The following is a 21,936-nucleotide window of genomic DNA, read 5'->3' on the forward strand; positions in this document are numbered from 1 at the left end:
GGGGTGGGTGCTTCTCCCGGGGGGGGGGGGGGGGGGCTTGCGGGCCCCACCCGGGGGGGGGGGTTTTGTGACGCGGGGGGGGGGGCCCCCGGGGCCCGGGCGGGGGCACCGACCGCCCGAGCGCACCTGCGCACCTGCGCACCTGGCCACGATCCACACCTCCCGCCACAACCTGCGCATCCGGTCACGAGCTGCACAGCGAACTGCCCGCACAGCACACTGCACGAACGGAACGACCTCCACCGCGAGTTGATCGCGCGAGGAGTCCCTGGCACCCACGAGAGCGGAGCCGTACGCATGAAACGCACCATGACTGTCTCGGACAGCATCGTCATCGACGCCCCGCCGGCGACGATCTACGACCAGGTCAGCGACCCGACCCGGATGGGGCGTTGGAGCCCGGAGAACCGGGGCGCGACGCCGGTGGACGGCACCCGCGTCGCCCATGTGGGCATGGTCTTCGACGGCCACAACAAGCGCGGACCCATGCGCTGGACGACGCGCTGCACGGTGACGGCCGCGGAGCCGGGCGAGCGGTTCGCGTTCCGGGTGCACGCCATCGGCCGGCGCAAGCCCGTGCTGAAGGCGCCGATCGCCTCCTGGGAGTACCGCTTCGAGGCCGTCGACGGCGGCACGCGGGTGATCGAGACCTGGACCGACGACCGTCGCTCGTGGCCCGACGCGCTGGCCGGCGCCTTCGACAGGGTGGCGACCCGCGGCCGGACCTTCGCGGACTTCCAGCGCAAGAACATCGCGATCACGCTGCGCAACCTCAAGAAGGTGATGGAGTCGGCCCCGGACGGCTCCTGAGACGTCCGAAGTACGCAAGAATGTGCCCGTGTTGGGCAATATTCCGGAGGAATCGACCAGCTTCGTCGGACGGAACTGGGAACTGTTCCGATTGGACCGCGCGCTGGCCCGCGACCGGCTGGTCACCCTCGTCGGAACAGGCGGGGTCGGCAAGTCACGGCTGGCGTTGCGGGCCGCGCGCGAAGCGCAGGCCCTGTTCCCCGATGGTGTGGCCTGGGCCGATCTGTCGCCGCTCCACGGGGACCGGCTGCTGCTGTCCACGGTCTCGGACGCGTGCGACCTCGCGGACCACACGCCGCGGATGCCGGTCGATGCCCTGTGCGAGTGGCTGGCGGGAAAGCGACTGCTGCTCGTCCTCGACTCCTGCGAGCATCTGGTCGACCCCTGCCGGGAGTTGGTCGCCGATCTGCTGACGGCCGTGGCGGACCTGACCGTGCTGGTCACGAGCCGCGAGCCGCTGGGCATGGAGGGCGAGCGGCTGATCGAGGTCGAGCCTCTGGCCCCGGGCGGACCGGACGCGCTGGACCTGTTCACCCAGCGGGTGGCCGCGGCATCCTCCGCGGCGGAATCTCCGGGGGCGGGGACCGCGACCGGGGCGGTGGGGGCGCAGACAGGAAGCGGAGACGCACGGCGGCCCGCGGCCGCCATGCGGATCTGCCGGCGGCTGGAAGGGATTCCCCTGGCCCTGGAACTGGCCGCCGCGCAGGCAGGCCGGGCGACGGTCGAGGAGATCGCCGAGCGGCTCGGTTCCCGTTTCGACGTCCTCTCCACCGCCGGTCCGGGTGTCCAGCCGCAGCGTCACCGCACGATGCGTACCACGATCGGGTGGAGTCACGAGCTGTGCGCGCCGCTCGAACGGCTGCTGTGGGCGCGACTCACCGTCTTCCGCGGCGACTTCGACCTGGAGTCCGCCCGCGCGGTGTGCTCGGGTGGGCCGCTCGGCGCGGATGCCGTGGACGCACTGCTCGGGCGGCTGGTGGCCGTGTCCGTGGTCAGCGTCGTCGCGGGCGGCGACGGCATCCGCTACCGGATGCTCGACACCATCCGCGAGTACGGGCACCTGTGGCTGCGCGCGCTCCACGAAGAGGGTGATCTGGCGGAGCGGCACGCCGACCACTTCCTGCGGTTCGCCCAGGACGCGGACGCGGGCTGGCTGAGCGCCGATCAGACCCTGTGGTACCGCAGGATCGCCGAGGCGGACACCGATCTGTGCACGGCACTCGACCATCTGCTGGCCACCTCCCCGAAGCGCGCGCTGCGCCTGGCCGGCCTCGTGGGCTTCTTCTGGAGCTGCTGCGGCCATCTGCACGAGGCCCGCGGCTACCTCGAACAGGCCCTGGCCGCACATCCGTTGGACGGTCCGGACCGTACGCGAGGACTGTGGGCGCTCGGCGTCACCCTCACGCTCCAGGGCGAGTACGAGGACGCTCAGCAGATCGGTGAGCAGTGCACGCGCGCCGCATGGCGGGAGGGCGACACCGAGGAGTTGCTGGCGGCCGCCTATCTCACCGGGCTCATCGCGCTGCTGACCGGCCGGCCGATCGCCGCCCAACTCGTCACGGAGCACGGGCTGGGAGCCGCGCCCGGTGAGCCCTTCGACTCCGCCTCCCGGCTGCGGTGCCACCTGGTGCAGGTCTTCGCCCTGACCGGGCTCGGCAAACTGCCCGAGGCCCGGGAGCGTGCGCTGTGGCTGCGGGCGGGCTGTGTGGAGCGGGGCGAGTTCTGGTCCCGCTCCTACCTCGACTACCAGCTCGCGCTGATCGACCTCCTCACGGGGAACCCGCTGGATGCGGCGGCGCACGCCCGCTCGATGATCGAGAGCAAAAGAGGGCTCGGCGACAGCTTCGGGATCGCGCTGGGGCTGGACGTGCTGGCCGCCGCGATCGCGGCGGCGGGCGACGGCGAACTGGCCGGGCTGGTGTACGGGACGGGCCAGTCCTTCTGGCGCACGGTCGGCCACCCCCAGCGGGGCACTCCGGATCTGCGGGCCGTCCGCGAGGAGTGCGAGCGCACGGCCCGGGCCAATGCGGGCGACGAGGCGTACGAGAGTGCGTATCAGAGGGGTCTGACCGCCGACCCGGCCGTGGCGCTGAGCACTGCGCTGGGGGCGCGGTCCGGCTGAGCGCGGGGCGCGACTCGTGGGCGGCGGGACTCGTGGGCGGCGGCTCACGGCATGAGGGGCGGTGGATCCGAGCGGTGTCGGGGCGGGTCCCAGCGGTGTCGGGGCGGGTCCCGGCGGTGTCGGGGCGGGTCCCAGCCGCGCGGCGGCCGAGGTCCGGTGCCTACGTGGCTGATCCGGGCGGCGCTGGGGCAAGCAGGGCACGGTGCCGCCGGCGTGGCCGTGCGGTCGGTGCGGGTGCCGGCCTTGCGGGTCCGCGCCGTGGTCAGTCGGTGGAGAGGCCGTCCGCGGCCGCGGCGAGCGCATCGAGTACCGGGCTGATCAACGGGTGCCGCTCCGCTCCCCGTCGTACGGCGGCGAACACCCTGCGGGTCGCGGCAGGACCGGAGACCGGGAGCACGACGGTGTCGGTCAGCTCCATGCCGCGCAGCGCGGAGCGGGGCACCAGCGCCACTCCCGCGCCCGCTCCGGCGAGCGCCACGACGGCGCGGAAGTCGTCGGACCAGTGCACGAGACGGGGCTGGAAACCCGCCAGTTCGCAGGCGAGCAGCACCATGTCGTGGCAGGGGTTGCCGGGGTAGGGGCCGATCCAGTCGCTGTCGGCGAGCTCGGCCAGTTCGACCCGGGTCGCCGTACCGAGGGGATGGTCGGCGCGCAGAACGGCGTCGAAGGGCTCCGCGTACAGCGGCACCCGTGCCAGCCGCCCGTCCCCCTCGCCCGGAGCTCCGCGGTACTCGACCGCGACGGCCAGATCCGCCTCGCCGTCGAGAACGAGCGGCAGGCTCTCGTCACCCTCGGCATCCCGGACACGGACGCGGATTCCCGGATGGTCCGCGGCGAGACGGCCTATGGCGGGGGCGACGACCTCGGCGATGCCGGTGGCGAAGGCAGCGACCGTCACCTCGCCCGCGACGCCGCCCGCGTACGCCGCGAGCTCCGCCTCGGCCCGCTCCAGCTGGGCGAGCACGGCATGGGTGTGCGCGAGCAGGATCTCCCCGGCGGCCGTCAGCCGCACCCCCTTGCCGCTGCGGATCAGCAGGGCGTGGCCGGTCTCCTGCTCGAGTGCGATGAGCTGCTGGGAGACGGCCGAGGGGGTCAGATACAGCGCGGAGGCCGCGGCGGTCACCGTCCGGTGGTCCGCCACGGCTCGCAGGATGCGCAGCCGCCGAGGGTCGATCACCCGGCCATTTTGCCAGGTGGATTCAGCCCTTCAGCGCCTGGCGTGCGTCGATGAACGCCGCGACGGCCCGCTCGACGTCTTCGGTGGAGTGCGCGGCGGACAGCTGGACGCGAATGCGGGCGGCGCCCATCGGCACGACGGGGTACGAGAAGCCGATGACATAGACCCCGCGCTCCAGGAGGAGCTCGGCCATCCGCCCGGCCTCGGCGGCGTCGCCGATCATGACCGGCGCGATGGGGTGGTCGCCGGGCAGGATCTCGAAGCCGGCCTCGGTCATCTTCGACCGGAACAGCGCGGTGTTGGCGGCGAGCTTCTCGCGCAGGTCGCCCGCGGATTCCAGCAGGTCCAGCACCGTGAGCGAAGCGGCGGCGATGACCGGCGCGAGGGAGTTGGAGAAGAGGTACGGGCGCGAGCGCTGGCGCAGCAGAGCGACGATCTCGGCGCGGGCGGCGACATAGCCGCCGGAGGCTCCGCCGAGCGCCTTCCCGAGGGTGCCGGTGATGATGTCGACGCGGTCCATCACGCCGGCCAGCTCCGGGGTGCCCCGGCCGCCGGGGCCGACGAAGCCGACGGCGTGCGAGTCGTCGACCATGACCATGGCGTCGTAGCGGTCGGCGAGGTCGCAGATCTCGCGCAGCGGGGCCACGTACCCGTCCATGGAGAACACGCCGTCGGTGACGATGAGCCGGCGACGGGCGTCCTGGGTCTCCTTGAGCTGCTGCTCCAGCTCGGTCATGTCGCGGTTGGCGTAGCGGTGGCGGCGGGCCTTGGAGAGGCGGATGCCGTCGATGATGGACGCGTGGTTGAGGGCGTCCGAGATGACGGCGTCCTCCGGGCCGAGCAGCGTCTCGAACACACCGCCGTTGGCGTCGAAGCAGGAGGAGTAGAGGATCGTGTCCTCCTGGCCGAGGAACGCGGACAGGCGGGCCTCGAGCTCCTTGTGCACGTCCTGGGTGCCGCAGATGAAGCGCACGGAGGCCATGCCGTAACCCCAGCGGTCCAGTGCTTCCTTGGCGGATGCGACGACCTGGGGGTGGTCGGCGAGGCCGAGGTAGTTGTTGGCGCAGAAGTTGAGCACCTCGCCCGAGGGGACGGAGACGGACGCGCTCTGCGGGGTGCTGATGACCCGCTCGGGCTTGAAGAGGCCGGCGTCGCGGATCTCGTCGAGGGTGACGCGGAGGTCGTCGCGGACGGACTCGAACATGAGGTGAGCTCCCTTGAGCGGTGGCTTCGGGCTGTTGGTTCGGGGGCGAGGGGCGGAGCCCCCGGGGGCGCAGACGGACGGTCGGCGAGTCGGCGGACGTTCGTCAGCGGGTCGACGCGGCGGCGGACGGCGGGCCGGCCGGAGGTCAGCAGGCCGACGCGTCTACGGGTCTACGGGTCAGCGGGTCAGCGGGTCAGCGGGTCAGCGGGTCAGCGGGTCCAGTCGAGGATGATCTTGCCGCTGCGGGCCTGCGCCGCCTCGTCGAAGGCCGCGTCGAAGTCCTGGTACCCATAGCTGCCGGTGATCACGGGGCTGAGGTCGAGGCCGCCTTCGAGCAGGACCGTCATCGCGTACCAGGTCTCGAACATCTCCCGGCCGTAGATGCCCTTGATCGTGATCATCGAGGTGACGATCTTCGACCAGTCGACGGCGAACTCCTGCGCCGGCAGACCGAGCATCGCGATTCGGCCGCCGTGCGTCATGTTGTCGACCATGTCCCGCATGGCTTCGGGACGGCCGGACATCTCGAGACCGATGTCGAAGCCCTCCTTCAGACCGAGCCGGCGCTGCGCCTCCGCGATGTCGTGCTCGGCGACGTTGAGCGCGAGCGTGGCACCGACCTTGAGGGCGAGGGCGAGGCGCGGCTCGCTGACGTCGGTGATCACGACGTTGCGTGCGCCGGCGTGCCGGGCGACGGCGGCGGCCATGATGCCGATGGGTCCCGCGCCGGTGATCAGCACGTCCTCACCCACGAGCGGGAAGGAGAGCGCCGTGTGGACGGCGTTGCCGAAGGGGTCGAAGATCGCCGCAACGTCCAGGTCCACCTCCGTGCGGTGCACCCACACGTTGGAGGCGGGCAGGGCGACATACTCGGCGAACGCTCCGTCCCGGCCGACGCCGAGGCCGATCGTGCTGCGGCACAGGTGACGACGGCCCGCGAGACAGTTGCGGCACTTGCCGCAGACGAGGTGGCCCTCGCCGCTCACGATGTCACCGACCGCGATGTCCGCGACGTCCGCACCGACCGCCGCGACCTCGCCGACGAACTCGTGGCCGAGAACGCGCGGCGTGCTGACCGCGTGCTGGGCCCATGCGTCCCAGGACCGGATGTGCAGATCGGTGCCGCAGATGCCCGTACGGAGCACCTTGATCAGCACATCTCCGGAACCCGTCTCCGGCTCCGGCACGTCCATGAGCCACAGACCGGGCTCGGCATGCTGCTTGACAAGGGCCTTCATCGGGGCGGCTCCAGTGCATGATGTCGAAAGGACCGAGGGGCAGCTGCGACGACTGCGACAGTTGCGGCAACTACGACAAAACAATGACAGCGTACGTCCATGGACCTGCACCAATCTGCCCATCTCGGCCCGCGGAGTCCATCGAGGATTTCTTAAGCAGGGCAACAGGAGAGCTTCATGCGGCGGGTGTGAACAGGCGTCCAGGATGGCCTGAAGTGGTTGAACCGGCATGAAGTCGTCCCGCGTCCCCACCCCTGAAAGAACGGCCCGTCACACGGCTCGGCACGGCACGTTGTACGGCAGGGGGACCGCACAGTGCACGGCTTCACCGAACTCCGACTCGGCCCGCTCGACCAGGTCCGGGTCTCCGTCGCTCCTCATCCGGGAGCCACTCTTCTGTCACTCGTCGCGGACGCGCTCGGGGGACGCAGCCAGGGCGTTCCGGCGCACTGGCAGCGCATCGTCCGATCCGCCGCTCCCCGGGCCGCACCGGGAGTGGTGAGCCCGCTTTTCGCGCCCGACCACTCGATCATTCCCGACTGTCTGACCCCGACGGCGTGCATGCCGGACGGCGACGCGACGACGCAGTTCGAACAGCTGGCGGATCTGTCGCCGGACACGCTGCTGGCCGAGATGGAGACGGAGTTCGCCCAGCGCGTGCCCCGGCAGTGGCAGCCTGTCGTGGACCGGCCGCGCGACTGGCTTCAGGCGTACGCGGGGCTCCTGGCCGAGGTGTGGCTGGAGTTCCTGCCGGTGTGGAAACAGGCCGACCGGCTTTTCCACCGTGAGGCGGAACGTATCGGCAGCGCGACGGTACGGGGATGTCTGGACAGCGTGCTTCCGGGGATCAGCCCACGGTTCAAGCTGCGGGGCACCAGCCTCTACCTCCCGGACCAGCAGGCCGGGACCTTCGATCTCGGCGACCGCCGACTCGTCCTGGTCCCCATTGTCTCCGGCGTGGGTGCCTCGATGTTCGCCTTCGACCGGCCGGACCTGGTGTGGATCGGCTATCCGCTGCCCGGGATCGGGCAGTTGTGGGACGGCGGCACGGCGGCCGGACAACCGGCCGAAATCAGCCGTGACCCCCTGACGCTGATCGCGGGCCGGCTGCGTGCCGCGATCCTGCGGGCATCGGCGACCCCGATGACCATGGGCGAGCTGGCGTCGTACCTGCGCTGCAGCCCGGCCAACATCACCTACCACTGCACCCAGCTCCAGGACGCCGGCCTCCTCGAACGCGAACGACGCGGCCGCCATGTGGTGCTCACACGCACGGAGCGAGGGCACGCGCTCGTGGACCTTCTCTCTGAGTGAGGTGACGGCCGGGGGGGGAGGGGCGGGCGGGGAAGTCGTCGCCGCCGGGTGGGCGCGGTTGTCGGTGGGCGGCCCAGGACCGCGGCCTCCCGCGCTAGACGACCGGCGGGCGGCCGAGGCGGGTCATGCGCCAGACCGTCCGCCATCGCATGGGGCGGCGGACCCCGCACGGCCTGCGCACCCCTTCGGCGAATCCGCCGAACCAGGCCCGCAAGCCGGGGAGAGAACGAGTACGGGCCACCGTGAGCGCGATCCACGTCCCCAGATAGACCGGCACGAGCAGCGCCGGCAGATGGCGTCGCGCCATCCACACCCGGTTGCGGGCGGTCAGCCGATAGAAGTTCGCATGACGGGCCGGCGAGGTTCGCGGATGCTGAAGGACCAGGGCAGGCTCGTAGAGGATCTTCCAGTCCGCGTCGAGCGCCCGCCAGGCCAGATCCGTCTCCTCGTGGGTGAAGAAGAAGCCGTCCGGCCAGTCCCCGATCTCGTCGAGCATCCGCATCGAGATTCCGTGACCACCGCCGAGGAAGGTGGTCACGAGCCCCCGCTGCATCGGGTCTCCCGCCCGCAGCCGGGGAACGTGCCGCCGCTGGGTGAAGCCGGTCTCGTCGGCGATGCGGAAGCTGACGATGCCGAGCCGGGGATCGGCGGCGTACAGGTCGGCGATCCTCGTGAACACGTCGGCGTCGATCAGCAGACCGTCGTCGTCCAGGTCCACCAGAATGTCCACATCCCCTGCTGCACGCAGCCTGGCGAGGGCGACATTGCGTCCGCCGGCCACGCCGAGGTTCTCCTCCAGCTCCACCCCGGTCACGCCCTCGGGCAGCTCCGGCAGAGCGGCTCCGTTCCCGACCACCACCACGTGCGCGGCAGGCTCCTGCTGCTTGACGACGGACTCCAGCAGGGCCCGCAGCTCAGCGGGCCGGGTCCCCATGGTCAGTACGGCCACACCTAGGCGCGGTCGGGACACGTCCACATCACTCCAGTCCTCGGCAGCTGAGCCGCCAGCGGCAGCGGCAGCGGCAGCGGCAGCGGCAGCGGCAGCGGCAGCGGCAGCGGCAGCGGCAGCGGATGGTGATGCCAGCCGCCCGCCCGGAGCGGCGTTCCGGGCGTATAAACGCCGAAGGCCCGATCGGCAATCCGAGGGCCCGCCACATGGACCATCGCCGCAACAGTCGCGCTTGCGGATCCGGAGTGCGAGCCTGGGAGGATGAGCTGGGCATCATGGACGACCGCCGGCGTGTTTTCCGGCCGTGGAGGAGTCCTCACCGACGAGGTAGGCGTGCTGAGCGGCGATCTGACCGTGCACACGACCTGGGCGGGCGGAGAGGCCCGTGTCGCGGTGCAGTACAGCGGGGCCTCCGACTGGTTCACGATGACAGGGAGTCCCGCGCCCTGTCAGTCCGAGGACGACAGCCGCAGCCTGCACCAGGCCGCGGTACAGGCGGTGCAGGAGGGCGGGCCGGCCACCGTCCCTTCCCTGCCGCAGAGACCTCGCAACGTGCGAGGGGCGCAGAACGCCTCCTAGGCGCGGAGATCATCAACGACGTACGTGCGGTGCCCCTCCACCGGGCTGGTGGGGCACGTGCGCGTTGATCAGGCCCGACAGATTCGCCGCTGATGCCTCGGCGCCACGACGGGGCAGCGCGCCGAGCTGAGCGCGCAGGCTCTGATTCTCGACGTACAGGTCGGCGAGCGCCCTGACCTTCGTGCGGACGACCCAGGGGTCGACGGGCTTGAACATGAAGTCGGAGACGCCCAGTTCGTAGGCACGGGCGGCAAGATCGTCGTCTCGGCCGAGACCGGTCATCAGCACCACGGGCAGATTGCGCGTGTGGTCCAGACGCTTGAGGTAGGCAAGGACTTCGAGGCCGTCCATGCGGGGCATCACCACGTCGAGGACGACCACCGCGATACCGCCACGCATCACGGTCTTCAGGGCTTCGTCCCCGCTGTGCGCACGGACCACCGGACGCCCCACGGGGCGTAAGAGACTCTCGATCGCGAAGAGGTTGTCCTCACGATCGTCCACCACAAGGATCTTCAAGGCACAACCCGTGTCCCCATTGGTGCCCCCGTCGACGGGGGGCCACATCTGCGTACGCCGCATGCTGCGGCGAGTAGGCCCCGCCCTCCTCCTCAGGCTCCACCGGGGCTTTGTGCGTAGAGGAATTATGAAGCCTGTGAGGGTCTGGCGCACAGCCCTGGATGCGCCGCTCTGGCCGAACTGCCCCTGGCACGTACCGTCATCACCACCTGCCGCATCAGCAGTCACTAGCGCATCAGACGCGCCGATTGTCTTCCGTCGCAGCGGCCGCACCCGACCGCAACCCCAACCTCGGCGCGATGGCTCGTTCAGCGCCCCGGAGCCTCTCGTTCGGATCATGCCGGTCCTGCCGTGCCGGGCCTGCCGTGCCGGGATGTACGCACACTCGGCGACGACAAACGGCGGGGCGCCCGCGAGGCGAGGCCACGGCCACGCCCGCCGACGTGGAAACCCGCCGCCGCGGACGCCGGCGTCCTCAGCCCACGGCTCCCGGTCGACGCAGACGGAGCCGCCGGAGCAGCCCGCGCCCGTACGGACTGCGGCGTTTCCTGAGCTGATGCCCGACTCGCGGAACGGCCTGGGGAGCATGCCCGGCCTGCCCCGCCTGCCCGGCCTCCTCCGTCCTTGCCACCGGCCGGGGCGCTGGGCAGCTCTCGCGCGCCTCCCGCAGAGCCTGCGACAGGCTGACACGATGCCAGAGGATCTCGTCGGGATGGTCCGCCAGCAGCAGGCGCTCGACCACCGCATGAGCAGCCGGCGATTCCGGCCGCGCGGGGACGAGTTCGGGTCGCAGCACCCTCAGGCGCGATCGTTCGTAGGGATCCGTCACGACCTCTGCCACCGTGACAGGGTCGAGCACCGCGCCGATCGCCGCCGCCCGTTCCCATGGATCGGCCGTCGCCCTCAGCAGCATTCCGAGGCGCCTGCCGCGCCAGTTCCGCGCGCGCCGGTCCTCGCCCTCCTCGAGCAGCGACCGGAGGGCCGGTGGTGTCCTGCCGGTCAGCAGGGCTGGGTGTGCCTGGGCGAAGCCGAGGAGTTCTTCGGCGAGATAGAGCCACACGACGGCCCGGTAGCGATTGAGGTAGAAGCGGATCGGCGTGATGTGGCCCGTGCGCGCGAGACGGGTGAAGCGGGCCGGGCTGATCGAGAGGAGTTCCGCACCGTCCACCGTGCCCGCCGTCCGCACACGCTCCCGCAACGCGTCCGGGAAACCCTCGGCCGCCCGCAGCCTCGCGATCTCTGCCCGGGCGACCCGCGGCGGCCCACCGCTGGCCCCTGCCGTGGTTCGGATGTGCCCCAGTTGAACGGCGAGATCGAACTCGGTCCGCTTCAACTCCAGTTCGCCGGCGGCGCGGCTCGCAGCCAGAGTGCGTGTCGTCGTTTCCCGCATGGTCGTGCCCTGCATGGTCATCTCGGTCTTCCCGTGAGTGCGAATACTCTCGGTGACGACCGTAGTCCGAAGCCGTGACATCCCGCCCGGCCTGTGGACAACCATGCACTCCGGGTCCGGCTGAACTGAATCGGCGCAGGTCAGAGGCCGTTGACGCCGGACTGCCTGGCCTCGACGCCGAGGTGCTCGCCGACCCGGTTGACCATCAACGTCATCTCGTAGGCGATCTGGCCGACATCCGCTTCAGCATCGCTGAGCACGCACAGACAGCTCCCCTCGCCCGCCGCGGTGACGAAGAGCAGTGCCTCGTCGAACTCGACCATGGTCTGACGGGCCTTGCCCGCCCTGAAGTGCCGTCCCGACCCCCGGGCCAAGGAGTGCAGACCCGACGAGACAGCGGCGAGGTGCTCCGCGTCCTCACGGGCCAAGCCGGTACTGGCACCCGTCACCAACCCGTCGTTGGACAGCACCAGCGCGTGCCGTATGTGCTCGATCCTCTTCGTGAGGTCGTCGAGCAGCCAGTCAAGTCCCTTGTCCAACGACATCGTTGATCCTTCCCCGCTCATGCGTTCCCCGTGTGGGCCGTAAGCCTTTCGTACACAGGACCGCTCGGCAAGGTGCAACTAGCCGACGGAATCGAGCAGACGTGCTGTGTGCATCCGTCCGGCATATTCGACGAGCCGCACCAGCACCTCCTTGCCCGAGTCGCGGTCACGCGCGTCGCACAGGACAACCGGTGTTCCACGTTCCAGATCGAGGGCGCAGGAAACCTCATGAGCGCCATATGTTCGCGCCCCGGCAAAACAGTTGACCGCGACCACGAAGGGGATCCGCCGGTGCTCGAAGTAGTCGACGGCGGGGAAGCAGTCGCCGAGTCGCCGCGTGTCGGCGAGCACCACCGCGCCGAGGGCGCCTTGCGACAGTTCGTCCCACAAGAACCAGAAGCGATCCTGCCCCGGAGTACCGAAAAGGTAGAGGGACAGACCGGAACGAATAGTGATACGCCCGAAATCCATCGCGACCGTGGTGGTGGACTTCTGATCGACGCCCCCGGTGTCGTCGACGCCGGTACCCGCCTGGCTGAGCAGTTCCTCCGTGCGCAGGGGTCTGATTTCACTCACCGCGCCGACAAGCGTGGTTTTCCCGGCGCCGAAGCCGCCCGCAACCAGGATTTTCAATGCCAGGGCCGTGCTGTCCCCTTCGGGGGCGGAAGAGCTTTCGGAGACCATTCTTTCACTTCTCTCTCAATCGTTCCGGAGTCTCACGCGAGCAGGCGAAATCGTTTTGCCGCCATTCCCGCCGAGCCGATCCATGCCCTTCTCCGGGAATTTCCGCGACCGGACCGTGGCCACGATTCGTGGGCGGGCACGAACCACGGCGAGGAGGCGGCAGGGTGCCGTGCTCCCGGGCGGCGGCCGACCGGCCCCCGCGCCTCGGCACACGGCCCCCAGCGCGGGCTTCGATCACAACGGCCGTCCGAGCTCATCGCCTTCGTCGCCAGGCGCACCGGCGGCCGGCCGTTGGGCGACTGGAGGAAAGTCCAGTCCCCCATTTCCTCACAAAGCCCGTTCGAGCCGTCCTGGCCGCATCTTCGGAGATTGGCCGAATGTCGTCGGAGGTTCCCGAACGCGGTGCCACCGAATACTCACCGGGCAGGACCGGAAGGCGGCGAAATCGGCGGCACGGCAGCAGCCGGACCGCCACTCGGGATCACGTACGGCCAAAGTGCGGTCACAGAGCCCTGAGCCCATCGATCACCTCTCTCAGAATGCGCTCGTCGGGCAGTTGTGCGGGAGGTACCGGGCGGCTGACCCGGACGAAGCCGGCTTCCAGGAGATCACCGAGCAGCACACGGACGACGCCCACCGGCAGATCGGCGTCAGCGGCGAGTTCCGCCACGGACTGGGTCTCGATGCGGCACAGGCCGAGCAGCGAGCGGTGTTCGGGGCCGAGGAGTGATTCCTCTGCCTCGTCGGGTGCGTCCGCTGCGATGTCGACGAGCGCGATGAGGTCGAACCGCACATGAGTGGGGCCCGGTTGGGTGCGCCCGCCCGTCATCGCGTACGGGCGCACGAGAGGACCGGCATCGGCGTCGTACCACTCGCTGCCGGGGATGTCGGTGTCTGTCGCCTCACTCATGGACTGTCGCCCCCTTCATGGCTGTCGCCCGGCCGTTCGTCAGGTCGCGGCGATGCGTGGCGGGGTGCGGAGGTGCTCCCCCACGCGCTTGACGAGACGGGCCATCTCATAGGCGATCAGCCCGATGTCGGCCACGACGGAGGTCAGGACGGCGAGGCAGGACCCGTCACCCGCGGCCGCCACGAAGAGGAATCCGTCGTCCATCTCCACCATCGTCTGTCGCACGCCCCCGGCGCCGAAGTGGCGTCCGGCGCCCTTGGCGAGGCTGTGGAACCCGGAGGCGACCGCCGCGAGGTGCTCGGCGTTCTCGCGGGTGAGTCCGTGGGAGGCACCGACCGGCAGGCCGTCGTTGGACAGCACCACGGCATGGCGCACCTCTCCGACGTGCAGGACGAGATCGTCCAGGAGCCAGTCCAGATCTCCCGTGAAAGGGCCCGCAGCTGCTGCCTCGTGCATGGTCATGATCTGTCTCCTTCGTGGCCGGGTTCTGGGGTACCGGACGCGGACGTACCCCTGGGCGTGCCGCCGCCGGGGCTCACGTCGCGTCGTGTGGGCCGCGGTGCGGGTCCCCGGCCCGCCGGGCCCGTCGCGGCCCCTCGGACGGACGGTCCGGCCGCGGCTCCTGGGGAGGATCCGGGCGCGCCGCCGCCTCCTCGGGTCCAGCCGTTGCGGTACGCCGTCATGCGGTCCCGCACCTGCTCGGGGGAACGCTCCGGGTTGTCCCCGGGGCCCTCGTAGGAGCCCTCCGTCTCGTCCGCCGTCGGGGCTTCACGGAGCTGCGGGGCGAGATGCGACTGCCTGACCCGGCGCGGGAGTTCCCCGTCCGGGGGCAGTGGAGGGGCGCTGCGCAACCGCAGGGCGGTCACCCCCGGAGGCGGAGGAGGGCCTTCCGGCTGTGCGGAGAGCACGGGGCGTCGGTCCGGGCCCGCCACGGGCGCGCCGTTCACCGGCCGCGCCGGCTCGCTCGGCGGCTCCTGACGCCTGCTGCGCGGGTCCGGCTCGGTACGCGCGCCCGCCGGTGCGGTCAGTGCGCTCTGCAGCAGGGTGGTCGGCAGCAGCACGACCGCCGTTGTGCCGCCGTACGGAGACGTCCGCAGATGGACCTTGATGTCACGGCGTACGGAGAGCCGGCTGACGACGAACAGACCGAGCCGCTCGCTGTCGAAGAGGTCCAGGGCCTCGGACTCCCCCAGCCGGCGATTGGCCTCCGCCAGTGCGTCCTTGCCCATGCCCAGGCCGCGGTCCTCGATCTCGAGGGCGTAGCCGTTGCCGACGGGTTCGCCGCTGACACGCACTTTGGTGTGCGGCGGTGAGAACTGGGCGGCGTTCTCCACGAGTTCCGCCAGCAGATGGGTCACGTCGGCGACGGCCGCACCGACGATGGCCGTCTCGGGCAGTTGCCGGACCTCCACGCGCGCGTAGTCCTCGATCTCCGAGACGGCGGCCCGCACGACACTGGTCAGCGGGACAGGCATGCGCCACGCGCGGCCCGGCGCGGCGCCGGAGAGGATGATCAGGCTTTCGGCGTGTCGCCGCATGCGGGTGGTGAGGTGGTCGAGCCGGAAGAGGTCACCGAGTTCGCTCGGGTCGTCGGCGCGGCGTTCCATCGTGTCGAGCAGGGTGAGCTGGCGGTGGACGAGAACCTGGCTGCGGCGGGCGAGATTGACGAAGACGCCGGAGATGCTGCCGGCGAGTTCGGCGCGTTCGACGGCTGCCCGCAGGGCTGCCCGGTGCACCGTGCCGAGCGCCTCCCCGACCTGGCCGATCTCGTCGTCGGTGGGTCGTCCGTGCGGTGCCTCCGCCTCGATATCGATCTCTTCGCCGCTGCGGAGCCGGCGCATCGCCTGCGGCAGTCGCTGCCGGGCGATCGTGAGAGCGGTGTTGCGGAGGCTGGTCAGCTCGACGACGAGACCTCGGCCGATGCGCACCGAGATGGCCAGGGACGTGACGACGGCGGCGAGACCGAGGAGAACGGCGGCACCCGCGGAGGTGAGGAGTCCGTCCTCGACGGGGTCGGCGCGCTCGGCCGCGCTGCGACGGGCGTCACCGGCGATGGCGAGCATGCCGTCACCGACGGCCGTGCGGGCCTCGTCCCAGTCCGATGCCGGAACCACCGACGCGGCCTTGCGCCCGGGGGACGCGGCCACGACCTTGTCCTCGGCTGCCACCAACTGCCGGTACGCGGGCTGCTTGGCGAGCTCTCGCCAAGCAGCCGCCTCGGGCTCCCGCAGGTCGGTCCCGGCGGATACGGTGAAGGTCCTACGGGTCGCCACGGCTCCGGTGAACATCCGAAGCCGTTCTGTGGTGATCGACTTGCCGAGATGTGCCGAGCTCAGGAGAGCGTCCTCCTGGGCGAGCATCTCGCCGGCCCGGGCGAATTCCAGGAGTACACGGGCGTCGGAGGCGGGTCCGGCGTCGTGGATTCCTGCGAGCGCGCCCGAGACGTCGAGAGCATCGGCGACGACAGAGGTGTACTGCGCGTAGGTGGCGTCCCATGCGGCCTTCCCGCCGAGGACCGCGGTGCGGAGTTCACGGAGCTTCTCCGCACGGGTGACGAACTGTTCGACGCGCACCACCACGACGGACGGAGCGCTGTCTCCGGTGGCGACGGTCGTCGTGCCGTCCAGACGAAGCTTCCGCACGGCTTCGTCGGTGCGACGGCCGTCTTGCTCCAGAGCGGTTGCGCGTTCGTCGGACGGGGCCACCACCTGACGCACCGCGGCACGCCGCTCGGCCTGGATGGCGGCCACGGCGGCGGTGACCGGATCGCCGACCTGGGCATCGAGGGTCTGCAGCTGCCGCAGCCTGGCGACGTCCTGGGCAGTGGAGACGGTGGCGAAGCCCCAGAGGGCGAGCAAGGAAACGACCGGGACCATCAGAAGGGAGATGATCTTCGCGCGTACCGTTCGGGGACGCAGCAGCCGGCCGCCGTTCGCGGTGCCCGAACCGGCGGGCGGTTGCGGTGGCTCGTCGGGGCGCGGTTCGTGACCGGTGTGTTCGACAGCGGGCGGCCCTGCGTGGGCGCGCCGTCCGCGAGGCGGCTTCGCGGATGAGGGAGGCAGTGGGTGCGGCGGCGGGGCTGCGCCCTGGTTCCTGCGGGGTGTGCGCATGGCCTCCTCGTTCCGGGTACGGGGCTGGTGGTGCGACGGCCGTTCGATCGGGCGGCTAGGCGGTGGCGGCCGGGGTCGGATGAACGGCCTCCCCGGCAGGAGCCTGTTCGCCGAGCGGCGTCGGATGGCCTTGGGCCGCGGACTGGTCGGCCGACCGGTCCGCAGGATGCCCGTCGGACGGCTCGACCGGCTGCTCGGCGACGGTGTAGGCAGCACGTTCGTCGGCCGTCGGTGAGAGCGCGACAAAGGCGGAGGTGACGAAGAGATAGGACCCGAGACCTACTGCCAGGGGGAAAATGAACTGCATCGTCGTCGCCCCGGACAGATCTCCGCCGGACGGGGCAATGTGCACACGGACCGCCAGCATCCCGGTGTAATGCATGCTGCTCACAGCGGCGCCCATGAGGAGCGAAGCGCCGGCGACCGCGATGGGCGACTTGATGTTGAGTGCCGCCCAGAGGGCAGCAGTTGCGGCCACCACGGCGATGGCCACGGAGAGCGCCACGAGCAACGGGTCGTAGTGCACCGAGCCGTGGAGCTTCAGGGCCGCCATGCCGAGGTAGTGCATGCTCGCCACTCCCAGGCCGGTGGTGAGCCCGCCGATCAGCAGAGACCGGACACGGTCACGTCCGTAGCCGACACAGAAGACACCGACACCGACGACCAGCATGGCGACCAGGAGGCTGAGGATGGTGAGAGGCACGTTGTAGCGGATGTCCGTGCCGCGGACGGAGAAGCCGAGCATCGCGACGAAGTGCATCGTCCAGATGCCGGAGCCGATCGCGGAAGCGGCGGTGAGCAGCCAGTTGCGGCGGGAGCGCCCGCTCGCGGCGAGCGCACGTACGGTGCAGCGCAGTCCCAGTGCAGCCCCGATGACGGCCATCGCGTACGACAGCGCGGGGGTCAGCAGGCCGAAGGAGGCGTGGTCCAGGTGTCCCATGGGTCAGGGACGGTAGCCCCGCTCGGGGCGCACGCCTGGGGCGCAGTTCGAAAGCTGATGGAATATGACAGAGAGAGGTTTCTGCACGATCGTGCCGAGTTCGAACGTGTGCACAGCCCGGTCGTCTACGGCGACGCGTGCGACGCTGAGAGATCATGTCCTCATGTCCGACGACCACACACATGTGCAGGATTTCTTCGGTGCTCGCGCCGCCGACTGGGACTCGCGGTTCCCGGACGACGGTCCGGCCTACGCGGCCGCCGTTGCCGCGCTCGGTCTGACCGAGGGAGACGCGGTACTCGACGCGGGTTGCGGCACAGGGCGGGCACTGCCTGCGCTGCGATCGGCGGTGGGGACACGCGGCACCGTCCTCGGAGCCGACCTGACACCCGCGATGCTCGAAGCGGCGGTTCGAGCGGGACGGGACGCGGACGGGACCCTCCTGCTCGCCGACGTGGCGCGGCTGCCGTTGCGCGACGAGTCACTCGACGCCGTGTTCGCCGCGGGACTCATCGCGCATCTGCCCCAACCCGGCGCTGATCTGAGGGAGTTGGCGCGCGTGGTGCGGCCGGACGGCTTGCTGGCGCTGTTCCACCCGATCGGGCGGCGTGCTCTGGCAGCCCGGCAGGGGCGGCAGGTCACCGACGAGGATCTGCGCGCCGAGCCCAACCTCCGTCCACTGCTGGAGGGTTCGGGCTGGCGCATGACGTCGTACGTGGATGAGGACAGCCGCTTCCTCGCGCTGGCCGTACGTCAGGGCTGACCTCCTGCCAGGACCCCGACGAAGGCTGCGGGATTGTCGAACATGACGTTGTGGCCGGCACCCGGGGCCGTGACGACGGTGACACCGGAGGCCGTCAGGTCATCCCGGCCGGGCAACTCGCCGCTCAGTGCGCCCTGTACGAAGGTGCGGTCCATCGACGACGCCATCAGCATGTGCCGCATCGTGGGACGTGTGCCGCGCACCAGGCCCGTCGCACTGCGGTGCAGGGCGACCGGGTCCGCCAGGCGCATGGTGGCCGACCAGGTCGGCCCCACGCGATCGAGGACGCGGGCGAAGCCGCCTCCTGCGACGAACTCCTCCTCGCTGTACGACGCGATGCCGCTGCTGCCCGCGGAGAGGGGCGGATCGGGGTCGAGGTTGGCCTCCGTGACGACCAGCCGTGACACGAGGTCCGGGCGGCGGTACGCCAGCACGATGGCCACAGCCCCGCCCATGCTGTGTCCGACGATCTCGCCGCCGTGCACCTCCGCTTCGTCCAGAGCGGCCGCCAGCGCCGCGGCATGGTCCTCGAGTGTGTAGCCGAAGCCGGCGGGGCGGTCGCTGAGTCCATGACCCGGGAGGTCCACGAACAGCGAGCGGCGCCCCGCCAGTTCCGGGCGGGCGGCGATATGGGCGTGGTAGGCCGCGGAGGCGGCACCCAGGCCATGCAGATAGACCCGCGGCGGACCGTCGCCGGCCGCCTCGGTCCAGCGTATGAAGCTGCCCTGTTCATCGAATCGAGCCTGTCGCACAAGCCTCTCCCCTGGTTCGCCCTGCTCGCCCGCCCCTGCACGCGCCCGACCGCACCGGGCGACGCACAATCAGCAGCATACATCGGTGCCGATGTATTGCCAGGACGAGGTACCACCGGGCTGCGGCACAATGGATGCCATGCTGGAACTCGCCATCCTCGGTTTCCTCTGTGACAGCCCGCTGCACGGCTACGAACTGCGCAAACGCATCACCGCCCTCACAGGGCATGTGAAGCCGGTCGCCGAGAGCACGTTGTATCCGGCGATCAAGAGGCTGGAGAAGGCGTCATTGCTGGCCCGGGAGACACAGCCCGGTGCGGTCGCAGCGCCGCGCCATGTGCTGACGCTCACCGACGAGGGTCGGCGGGAGTTGCGGCGGCGCCTTGCGGAGCCCGTACGGCAGGACATCACCGACGAGAACCGGTGGTTCACGTTGCTAGCGTTCCTTCGGCACCTCGACGACCGCAGCCTTCAGGCGGAGGTGCTGCGCCGTCGGCTCATGTTCCTGGAGGAGCCCGCCAGCTTCTTCTACGAGGGCGACCGGCCCCTGCGTGCCGAAGAGCTGGACGATCCCTTCCGGCGCGGCATTCTCACCATCGCCCGTGCGACGAGTGCCGCCGAACTGTCGTGGCTGCGGTCGACCCTTCGCAGCCTTGAGCGCACCTGAGGCGGGTGGTGCGGCCTGTCCCGTTCTCCTCGCCGACGCCTTGGAGCCAACAGGGCGCAGAAATGCCAGACTTGAAAGATCGGCGGCAGATGCCGCCCTGGGGAAGGTGGTCCGGGTGATCGACAGAATCAGCAGACTCCGCAAGTTCCTCGCCCACCGGCCGGTGGAGACGACGACCGCGCCGGCTCCCTCGCGCCAGCACAACATCTTCGAGGCCGCCGCGTCCTATGTGTCGGGATGCGCGCAGGACGACCAGGACCAGATGGACGAGGCGGTCGGCTGGGTGTCGCCGGAGGCTCTGTCCTTCGGGATCAGCGAGCTCGCCTGCCGCGCGGTCATCGCCCTGGCCCGTGAGCGGGACGAGGATCCGCAGACCGTGGCCCGCAGCCTCCTCGGCCTGCCCGCGGCCTGACGGCACAAGGCCCCGGACCCTGCCGAGAGGGCTCGCGGTCGCAGGCGGTCCGGGCCTCGTGGCGACGCCGACGTCAATTCCGCTCCGATGCCTCTCGACGTGCGGGTTACCCACTGGTTAAGGTGCGCCGACGAGCGATCGGCCGGGACCGACGATCGGACATGGGGAGGGTGATGTGACCGGGACGGAAGAAGCCGTCGACGAGGACGCGCTGTTTGTGCTGACCGCCGTGCTCCTGACACCGGCGCAGTTCCCGAGCGTGCTCGGCGACGACTTCCCGGCCGCCTGCGCGGCGCTGGGCCTGGAACCGTATGCCGAGGGATACGGGCTGGTCCTCGGCCAGGACTCCGATGGTGCCCGCTGGACCGTCGTCGTCGACGACGTGTCCCTCGTCGCGGTCGCCATCGCCTCGTGGGACTGCGGCATGGAGTACGACCTCTCCCCCGACGAACGCAGCGTTGTGGCAGCCCTGCCCGGCTGGCCCCTGGCCGTCGCGGTCGCGGCTCCCGGAGTGCCGGCACCCCATGACCCGGCCCCGGAGGACGGCATGGACCTGACGCCCCTCGCGCCGCCCGACACCGAGAACTGGGGGCCTGCGCAGCGCCGGCTGGGAGCCGACGAGATCGCGCTCCAGTGGGCAGAGTGGCGGCAGCAGATCAAGGACGAGGAGGCGTTCCCCTCCCCGGACGCACAAGCCGAGGGCGAGCCGAAGAAGAAGCATCCCGGTATCCGGCGCGCGTTGGAGTCGGCCCGCACCTACGTGGAGTCCCCGCCGCCTGCCGGCCGCGTCCGCTCCAGTTTCGCGCCGGGAGGCGCACGGACCCTCCGCGCCGACGGCCCCGGCTGGTCGATGGTCGCGAGGACGGACGACATCGCGTTCCTGCTGCTGGACGAGGAGCCGGGGGAGGTCCTGCCGGTCGGACGCGGACCCGAACTGCCGGGACTGCTCGAAGCCCTGGAGAAGATGGCGGTGCGGCCGGCCTAGGGGCTGTCCCGTCGTCGCTCGCGGTGGCCGAGGGACACCCCAGCCGCCTACACCCGCTCCAGACGCCTGTGCGGACCCGCCGGGAGCTGCACGCCGATCGGGTCGCCCGGGCGGACCACACCTCCGGTCCGCACCACGCTCATGATCCCGGCCTTGCGCACCACCTCGCCGTCGGCGTCCCGGCCGACGACCTGCTTCAGCAGGCCCTGCCGGAAGGCCTCGATCTGGATGCAGGGATTGCGCAGACCCGTCACCTCGACGACGGCCTCGTCTCCCAGCCTGAGCAGGGTGCCGACCGGCAGCGCCAGCAGGTCGATCCCCACCGTGGTGATGTTCTCGCCGAGGTCACCGGGTGCGACCTCGAACCCTGCCCGCGCGACCTCGTCGAAGAGTTCCGCGTGGATCAGGTGCACCTGCCGGAGATTCGGCTGGGTGGGGTCCTGGGCGATGCGCGAGCGATGCTTCACGGTGACACCCGCGTGGATGTCGCCCTCGACCCCGAGCCCGGCGAGCAGCGTGATGCTCTCGCGGTTGGGCTTGGTGAAGGAGTACTCCCCGTTGCTGCTGACCGTCGTGACTGTTCCGCTCATCGCGCGGCGCTCCCCTCGTCCGTGCCGGTGATCATCTGCGACCCTACTCCGGCACGGAGGGAGAGCGCCGGGCTCAGCGGCCGATCTCCTTGCGGGACACCCGCCGCAGCCTGCGCCGCTGGCTGGGGTCCAGCATCAGATAGGCCACCGTGGGCACTCCGATGACGACCAGCAGCGCGAACCAGAATCCGATCAGCGGCATCAGGAGCAGGCCGACGGCCACTCCCCCTATGACGAGTTTCGTACGTGTCGACATGACGCCTCCTCCGCGGCCCG

General features: G+C 70.6%; 23 protein-coding genes. 8 read left to right on the forward strand and 15 right to left on the reverse strand.

Annotation, left to right across the window (positions count from 1 at the left end):
- Window positions 1–297 precede the first annotated feature (297 nt).
- Together ACFWU3_RS29995 and ACFWU3_RS30000 are read left to right on the forward strand one after the other, a co-directional pair.
- The gene (locus ACFWU3_RS29995; RefSeq protein WP_384443960.1) at window positions 298–810 is read left to right on the forward strand and encodes an SRPBCC family protein; all 513 of its coding nucleotides are present in this window, start codon (window positions 298–300) and stop codon (window positions 808–810) included.
- A 28-nt stretch (window positions 811–838) separates the two neighbouring features.
- Entirely contained in the window at window positions 839–2,932 is a 2,094-nt protein-coding gene (locus ACFWU3_RS30000) for an ATP-binding protein (RefSeq protein WP_384443962.1), read from the forward strand.
- A 262-nt stretch (window positions 2,933–3,194) separates the two neighbouring features.
- Here the strand turns inward: ACFWU3_RS30000 and ACFWU3_RS30005 are convergent, their stop codons facing one another.
- From ACFWU3_RS30005 to tdh, 3 genes are all read right to left on the reverse strand, one after another.
- On the reverse strand, window positions 3,195–4,109 hold the full coding sequence (locus ACFWU3_RS30005; RefSeq protein WP_384443964.1) for a LysR substrate-binding domain-containing protein: 915 nt from the start codon (window positions 4,107–4,109) through the stop codon (window positions 3,195–3,197).
- 22 nt (window positions 4,110–4,131) lie between these two features.
- Entirely contained in the window at window positions 4,132–5,313 is a 1,182-nt protein-coding gene (locus tag ACFWU3_RS30010) for a glycine C-acetyltransferase (RefSeq protein ID WP_384443966.1), read from the reverse strand.
- A 209-nt stretch (window positions 5,314–5,522) separates the two neighbouring features.
- Entirely contained in the window at window positions 5,523–6,551 is a 1,029-nt protein-coding gene (tdh, locus tag ACFWU3_RS30015) for an L-threonine 3-dehydrogenase (protein WP_384443968.1), read from the reverse strand.
- Between the two features lie 315 nt (window positions 6,552–6,866).
- Between tdh and ACFWU3_RS30020 the strand changes: the two genes are divergently transcribed.
- Window positions 6,867–7,865 (forward strand): winged helix-turn-helix domain-containing protein, encoded by a 999-nt coding sequence (locus tag ACFWU3_RS30020; RefSeq protein ID WP_384443970.1) that lies wholly within the window; start codon window positions 6,867–6,869, stop codon window positions 7,863–7,865.
- 94 nt (window positions 7,866–7,959) lie between these two features.
- Here ACFWU3_RS30020 and ACFWU3_RS30025 read toward each other — a convergent pair whose 3' ends face one another.
- Window positions 7,960–8,835, reverse strand: a complete 876-nt coding sequence (locus tag ACFWU3_RS30025) for a glycosyltransferase family 2 protein (protein WP_384443972.1) — start codon at window positions 8,833–8,835, stop codon at window positions 7,960–7,962.
- Between the two features lie 240 nt (window positions 8,836–9,075).
- Between ACFWU3_RS30025 and ACFWU3_RS30030 the strand changes: the two genes are divergently transcribed.
- The gene (locus ACFWU3_RS30030; RefSeq protein ID WP_313942619.1) at window positions 9,076–9,393 is read left to right on the forward strand and encodes a hypothetical protein; all 318 of its coding nucleotides are present in this window, start codon (window positions 9,076–9,078) and stop codon (window positions 9,391–9,393) included.
- A gap of 12 nt (window positions 9,394–9,405) precedes the next feature.
- Here the strand turns inward: ACFWU3_RS30030 and ACFWU3_RS30035 are convergent, their stop codons facing one another.
- The 8 genes from ACFWU3_RS30035 to ACFWU3_RS30070 form a co-directional block, all read right to left on the reverse strand.
- Window positions 9,406–9,897 carry a two-component system response regulator gene (locus ACFWU3_RS30035; protein ID WP_384443974.1) on the reverse strand — a complete coding sequence of 164 codons (492 nt, stop codon included), beginning with the start codon at window positions 9,895–9,897 and terminating at the stop codon, window positions 9,406–9,408.
- Window positions 9,898–10,387: 490 nt separating this feature from the next.
- On the reverse strand, window positions 10,388–11,323 hold the full coding sequence (locus ACFWU3_RS30040) for a DUF6397 family protein (protein ID WP_384443976.1): 936 nt from the start codon (window positions 11,321–11,323) through the stop codon (window positions 10,388–10,390).
- A gap of 119 nt (window positions 11,324–11,442) precedes the next feature.
- Entirely contained in the window at window positions 11,443–11,847 is a 405-nt protein-coding gene (locus ACFWU3_RS30045) for a roadblock/LC7 domain-containing protein (RefSeq protein WP_384443978.1), read from the reverse strand.
- 78 nt (window positions 11,848–11,925) lie between these two features.
- Window positions 11,926–12,531 (reverse strand): ATP/GTP-binding protein, encoded by a 606-nt coding sequence (locus ACFWU3_RS30050; RefSeq protein WP_384443980.1) that lies wholly within the window; start codon window positions 12,529–12,531, stop codon window positions 11,926–11,928.
- A 502-nt stretch (window positions 12,532–13,033) separates the two neighbouring features.
- Window positions 13,034–13,441 (reverse strand): DUF742 domain-containing protein, encoded by a 408-nt coding sequence (locus tag ACFWU3_RS30055; protein WP_384443982.1) that lies wholly within the window; start codon window positions 13,439–13,441, stop codon window positions 13,034–13,036.
- Window positions 13,442–13,480: 39 nt separating this feature from the next.
- Window positions 13,481–13,903: a roadblock/LC7 domain-containing protein gene (locus ACFWU3_RS30060; RefSeq protein WP_313942625.1), complete on the reverse strand. Its 423-nt coding sequence runs from the start codon at window positions 13,901–13,903 to the stop codon at window positions 13,481–13,483.
- Window positions 13,900–16,551: a nitrate- and nitrite sensing domain-containing protein gene (locus tag ACFWU3_RS30065; RefSeq protein WP_384443984.1), complete on the reverse strand. Its 2,652-nt coding sequence runs from the start codon at window positions 16,549–16,551 to the stop codon at window positions 13,900–13,902. Before ACFWU3_RS30065 ends, ACFWU3_RS30060 begins: the two co-directional genes overlap by 4 nt.
- 55 nt (window positions 16,552–16,606) lie before the next feature.
- Window positions 16,607–17,491, reverse strand: a complete 885-nt coding sequence (locus ACFWU3_RS30070) for an MHYT domain-containing protein (protein ID WP_384443986.1) — start codon at window positions 17,489–17,491, stop codon at window positions 16,607–16,609.
- Window positions 17,492–17,654: 163 nt separating this feature from the next.
- On the opposite strand from ACFWU3_RS30070, the gene ACFWU3_RS30075 reads away from it, so the two are divergent.
- Window positions 17,655–18,254, forward strand: coding sequence for a class I SAM-dependent methyltransferase (locus ACFWU3_RS30075; protein WP_384443988.1), 600 nt, complete (start codon window positions 17,655–17,657; stop codon window positions 18,252–18,254).
- Here ACFWU3_RS30075 and ACFWU3_RS30080 read toward each other — a convergent pair.
- A complete protein-coding gene (locus ACFWU3_RS30080; RefSeq protein WP_384443990.1) occupies window positions 18,245–19,006 on the reverse strand; it encodes an alpha/beta fold hydrolase in 762 nt (253 codons plus the stop codon). The two genes, ACFWU3_RS30075 and ACFWU3_RS30080, sit on opposite strands and share 10 nt — an antisense overlap.
- A gap of 139 nt (window positions 19,007–19,145) precedes the next feature.
- Here ACFWU3_RS30080 and ACFWU3_RS30085 point away from each other — a divergent pair, with 139 nt between their 5' ends.
- The 3 genes from ACFWU3_RS30085 to ACFWU3_RS30095 all read left to right on the forward strand — a co-directional run bounded on the left by ACFWU3_RS30085 (window position 19,146) and on the right by ACFWU3_RS30095 (window position 21,070).
- Entirely contained in the window at window positions 19,146–19,673 is a 528-nt protein-coding gene (locus ACFWU3_RS30085) for a PadR family transcriptional regulator (RefSeq protein ID WP_384443992.1), read from the forward strand.
- A 163-nt stretch (window positions 19,674–19,836) separates the two neighbouring features.
- Window positions 19,837–20,085 carry a hypothetical protein gene (locus ACFWU3_RS30090; RefSeq protein ID WP_384444023.1) on the forward strand — a complete coding sequence of 83 codons (249 nt, stop codon included), beginning with the start codon at window positions 19,837–19,839 and terminating at the stop codon, window positions 20,083–20,085.
- A gap of 175 nt (window positions 20,086–20,260) precedes the next feature.
- On the forward strand, window positions 20,261–21,070 hold the full coding sequence (locus tag ACFWU3_RS30095; protein ID WP_384443994.1) for a hypothetical protein: 810 nt from the start codon (window positions 20,261–20,263) through the stop codon (window positions 21,068–21,070).
- A gap of 47 nt (window positions 21,071–21,117) precedes the next feature.
- Here ACFWU3_RS30095 and ACFWU3_RS30100 read toward each other — a convergent pair whose 3' ends face one another.
- The gene (locus ACFWU3_RS30100) at window positions 21,118–21,660 is read right to left on the reverse strand and encodes an MOSC domain-containing protein (RefSeq protein WP_384443996.1); all 543 of its coding nucleotides are present in this window, start codon (window positions 21,658–21,660) and stop codon (window positions 21,118–21,120) included.
- A 73-nt stretch (window positions 21,661–21,733) separates the two neighbouring features.
- Window positions 21,734–21,916 (reverse strand): hypothetical protein, encoded by a 183-nt coding sequence (locus tag ACFWU3_RS30105; protein ID WP_384443998.1) that lies wholly within the window; start codon window positions 21,914–21,916, stop codon window positions 21,734–21,736.
- Window positions 21,917–21,936 lie beyond the last annotated feature (20 nt).

The organism is Streptomyces sp. NPDC058685 (genome assembly GCF_042714725.1).
Classification (GTDB): domain Bacteria; phylum Actinomycetota; class Actinomycetes; order Streptomycetales; family Streptomycetaceae; genus Streptomyces.

Excerpts from the sequence above, each read along its gene's own strand:
- ACFWU3_RS29995 (WP_384443960.1), top strand. The coding sequence starts at position 298 with ATGAAACGCACCATGACTGTCTCGGACAGCATCGTCATCGACGCCCCG.
- ACFWU3_RS30010 (WP_384443966.1), bottom strand. The coding sequence starts at position 5,313 with ATGTTCGAGTCCGTCCGCGACGACCTCCGCGTCACCCTCGACGAGATC.
- tdh (WP_384443968.1), bottom strand. The coding sequence starts at position 6,551 with ATGAAGGCCCTTGTCAAGCAGCATGCCGAGCCCGGTCTGTGGCTCATG.
- ACFWU3_RS30030 (WP_313942619.1), top strand. The coding sequence starts at position 9,076 with ATGAGCTGGGCATCATGGACGACCGCCGGCGTGTTTTCCGGCCGTGGA.
- ACFWU3_RS30040 (WP_384443976.1), bottom strand. The coding sequence starts at position 11,323 with ATGACCATGCAGGGCACGACCATGCGGGAAACGACGACACGCACTCTG.
- ACFWU3_RS30045 (WP_384443978.1), bottom strand. The coding sequence starts at position 11,847 with ATGTCGTTGGACAAGGGACTTGACTGGCTGCTCGACGACCTCACGAAG.
- ACFWU3_RS30050 (WP_384443980.1), bottom strand. The coding sequence starts at position 12,531 with ATGGTCTCCGAAAGCTCTTCCGCCCCCGAAGGGGACAGCACGGCCCTG.
- ACFWU3_RS30055 (WP_384443982.1), bottom strand. The coding sequence starts at position 13,441 with ATGAGTGAGGCGACAGACACCGACATCCCCGGCAGCGAGTGGTACGAC.
- ACFWU3_RS30060 (WP_313942625.1), bottom strand. The coding sequence starts at position 13,903 with ATGACCATGCACGAGGCAGCAGCTGCGGGCCCTTTCACGGGAGATCTG.
- ACFWU3_RS30065 (WP_384443984.1), bottom strand. The coding sequence starts at position 16,551 with ATGCGCACACCCCGCAGGAACCAGGGCGCAGCCCCGCCGCCGCACCCA.
- ACFWU3_RS30070 (WP_384443986.1), bottom strand. The coding sequence starts at position 17,491 with ATGGGACACCTGGACCACGCCTCCTTCGGCCTGCTGACCCCCGCGCTG.
- ACFWU3_RS30075 (WP_384443988.1), top strand. The coding sequence starts at position 17,655 with ATGTCCGACGACCACACACATGTGCAGGATTTCTTCGGTGCTCGCGCC.
- ACFWU3_RS30085 (WP_384443992.1), top strand. The coding sequence starts at position 19,146 with ATGCTGGAACTCGCCATCCTCGGTTTCCTCTGTGACAGCCCGCTGCAC.
- ACFWU3_RS30100 (WP_384443996.1), bottom strand. The coding sequence starts at position 21,660 with ATGAGCGGAACAGTCACGACGGTCAGCAGCAACGGGGAGTACTCCTTC.
- ACFWU3_RS30105 (WP_384443998.1), bottom strand. The coding sequence starts at position 21,916 with ATGTCGACACGTACGAAACTCGTCATAGGGGGAGTGGCCGTCGGCCTG.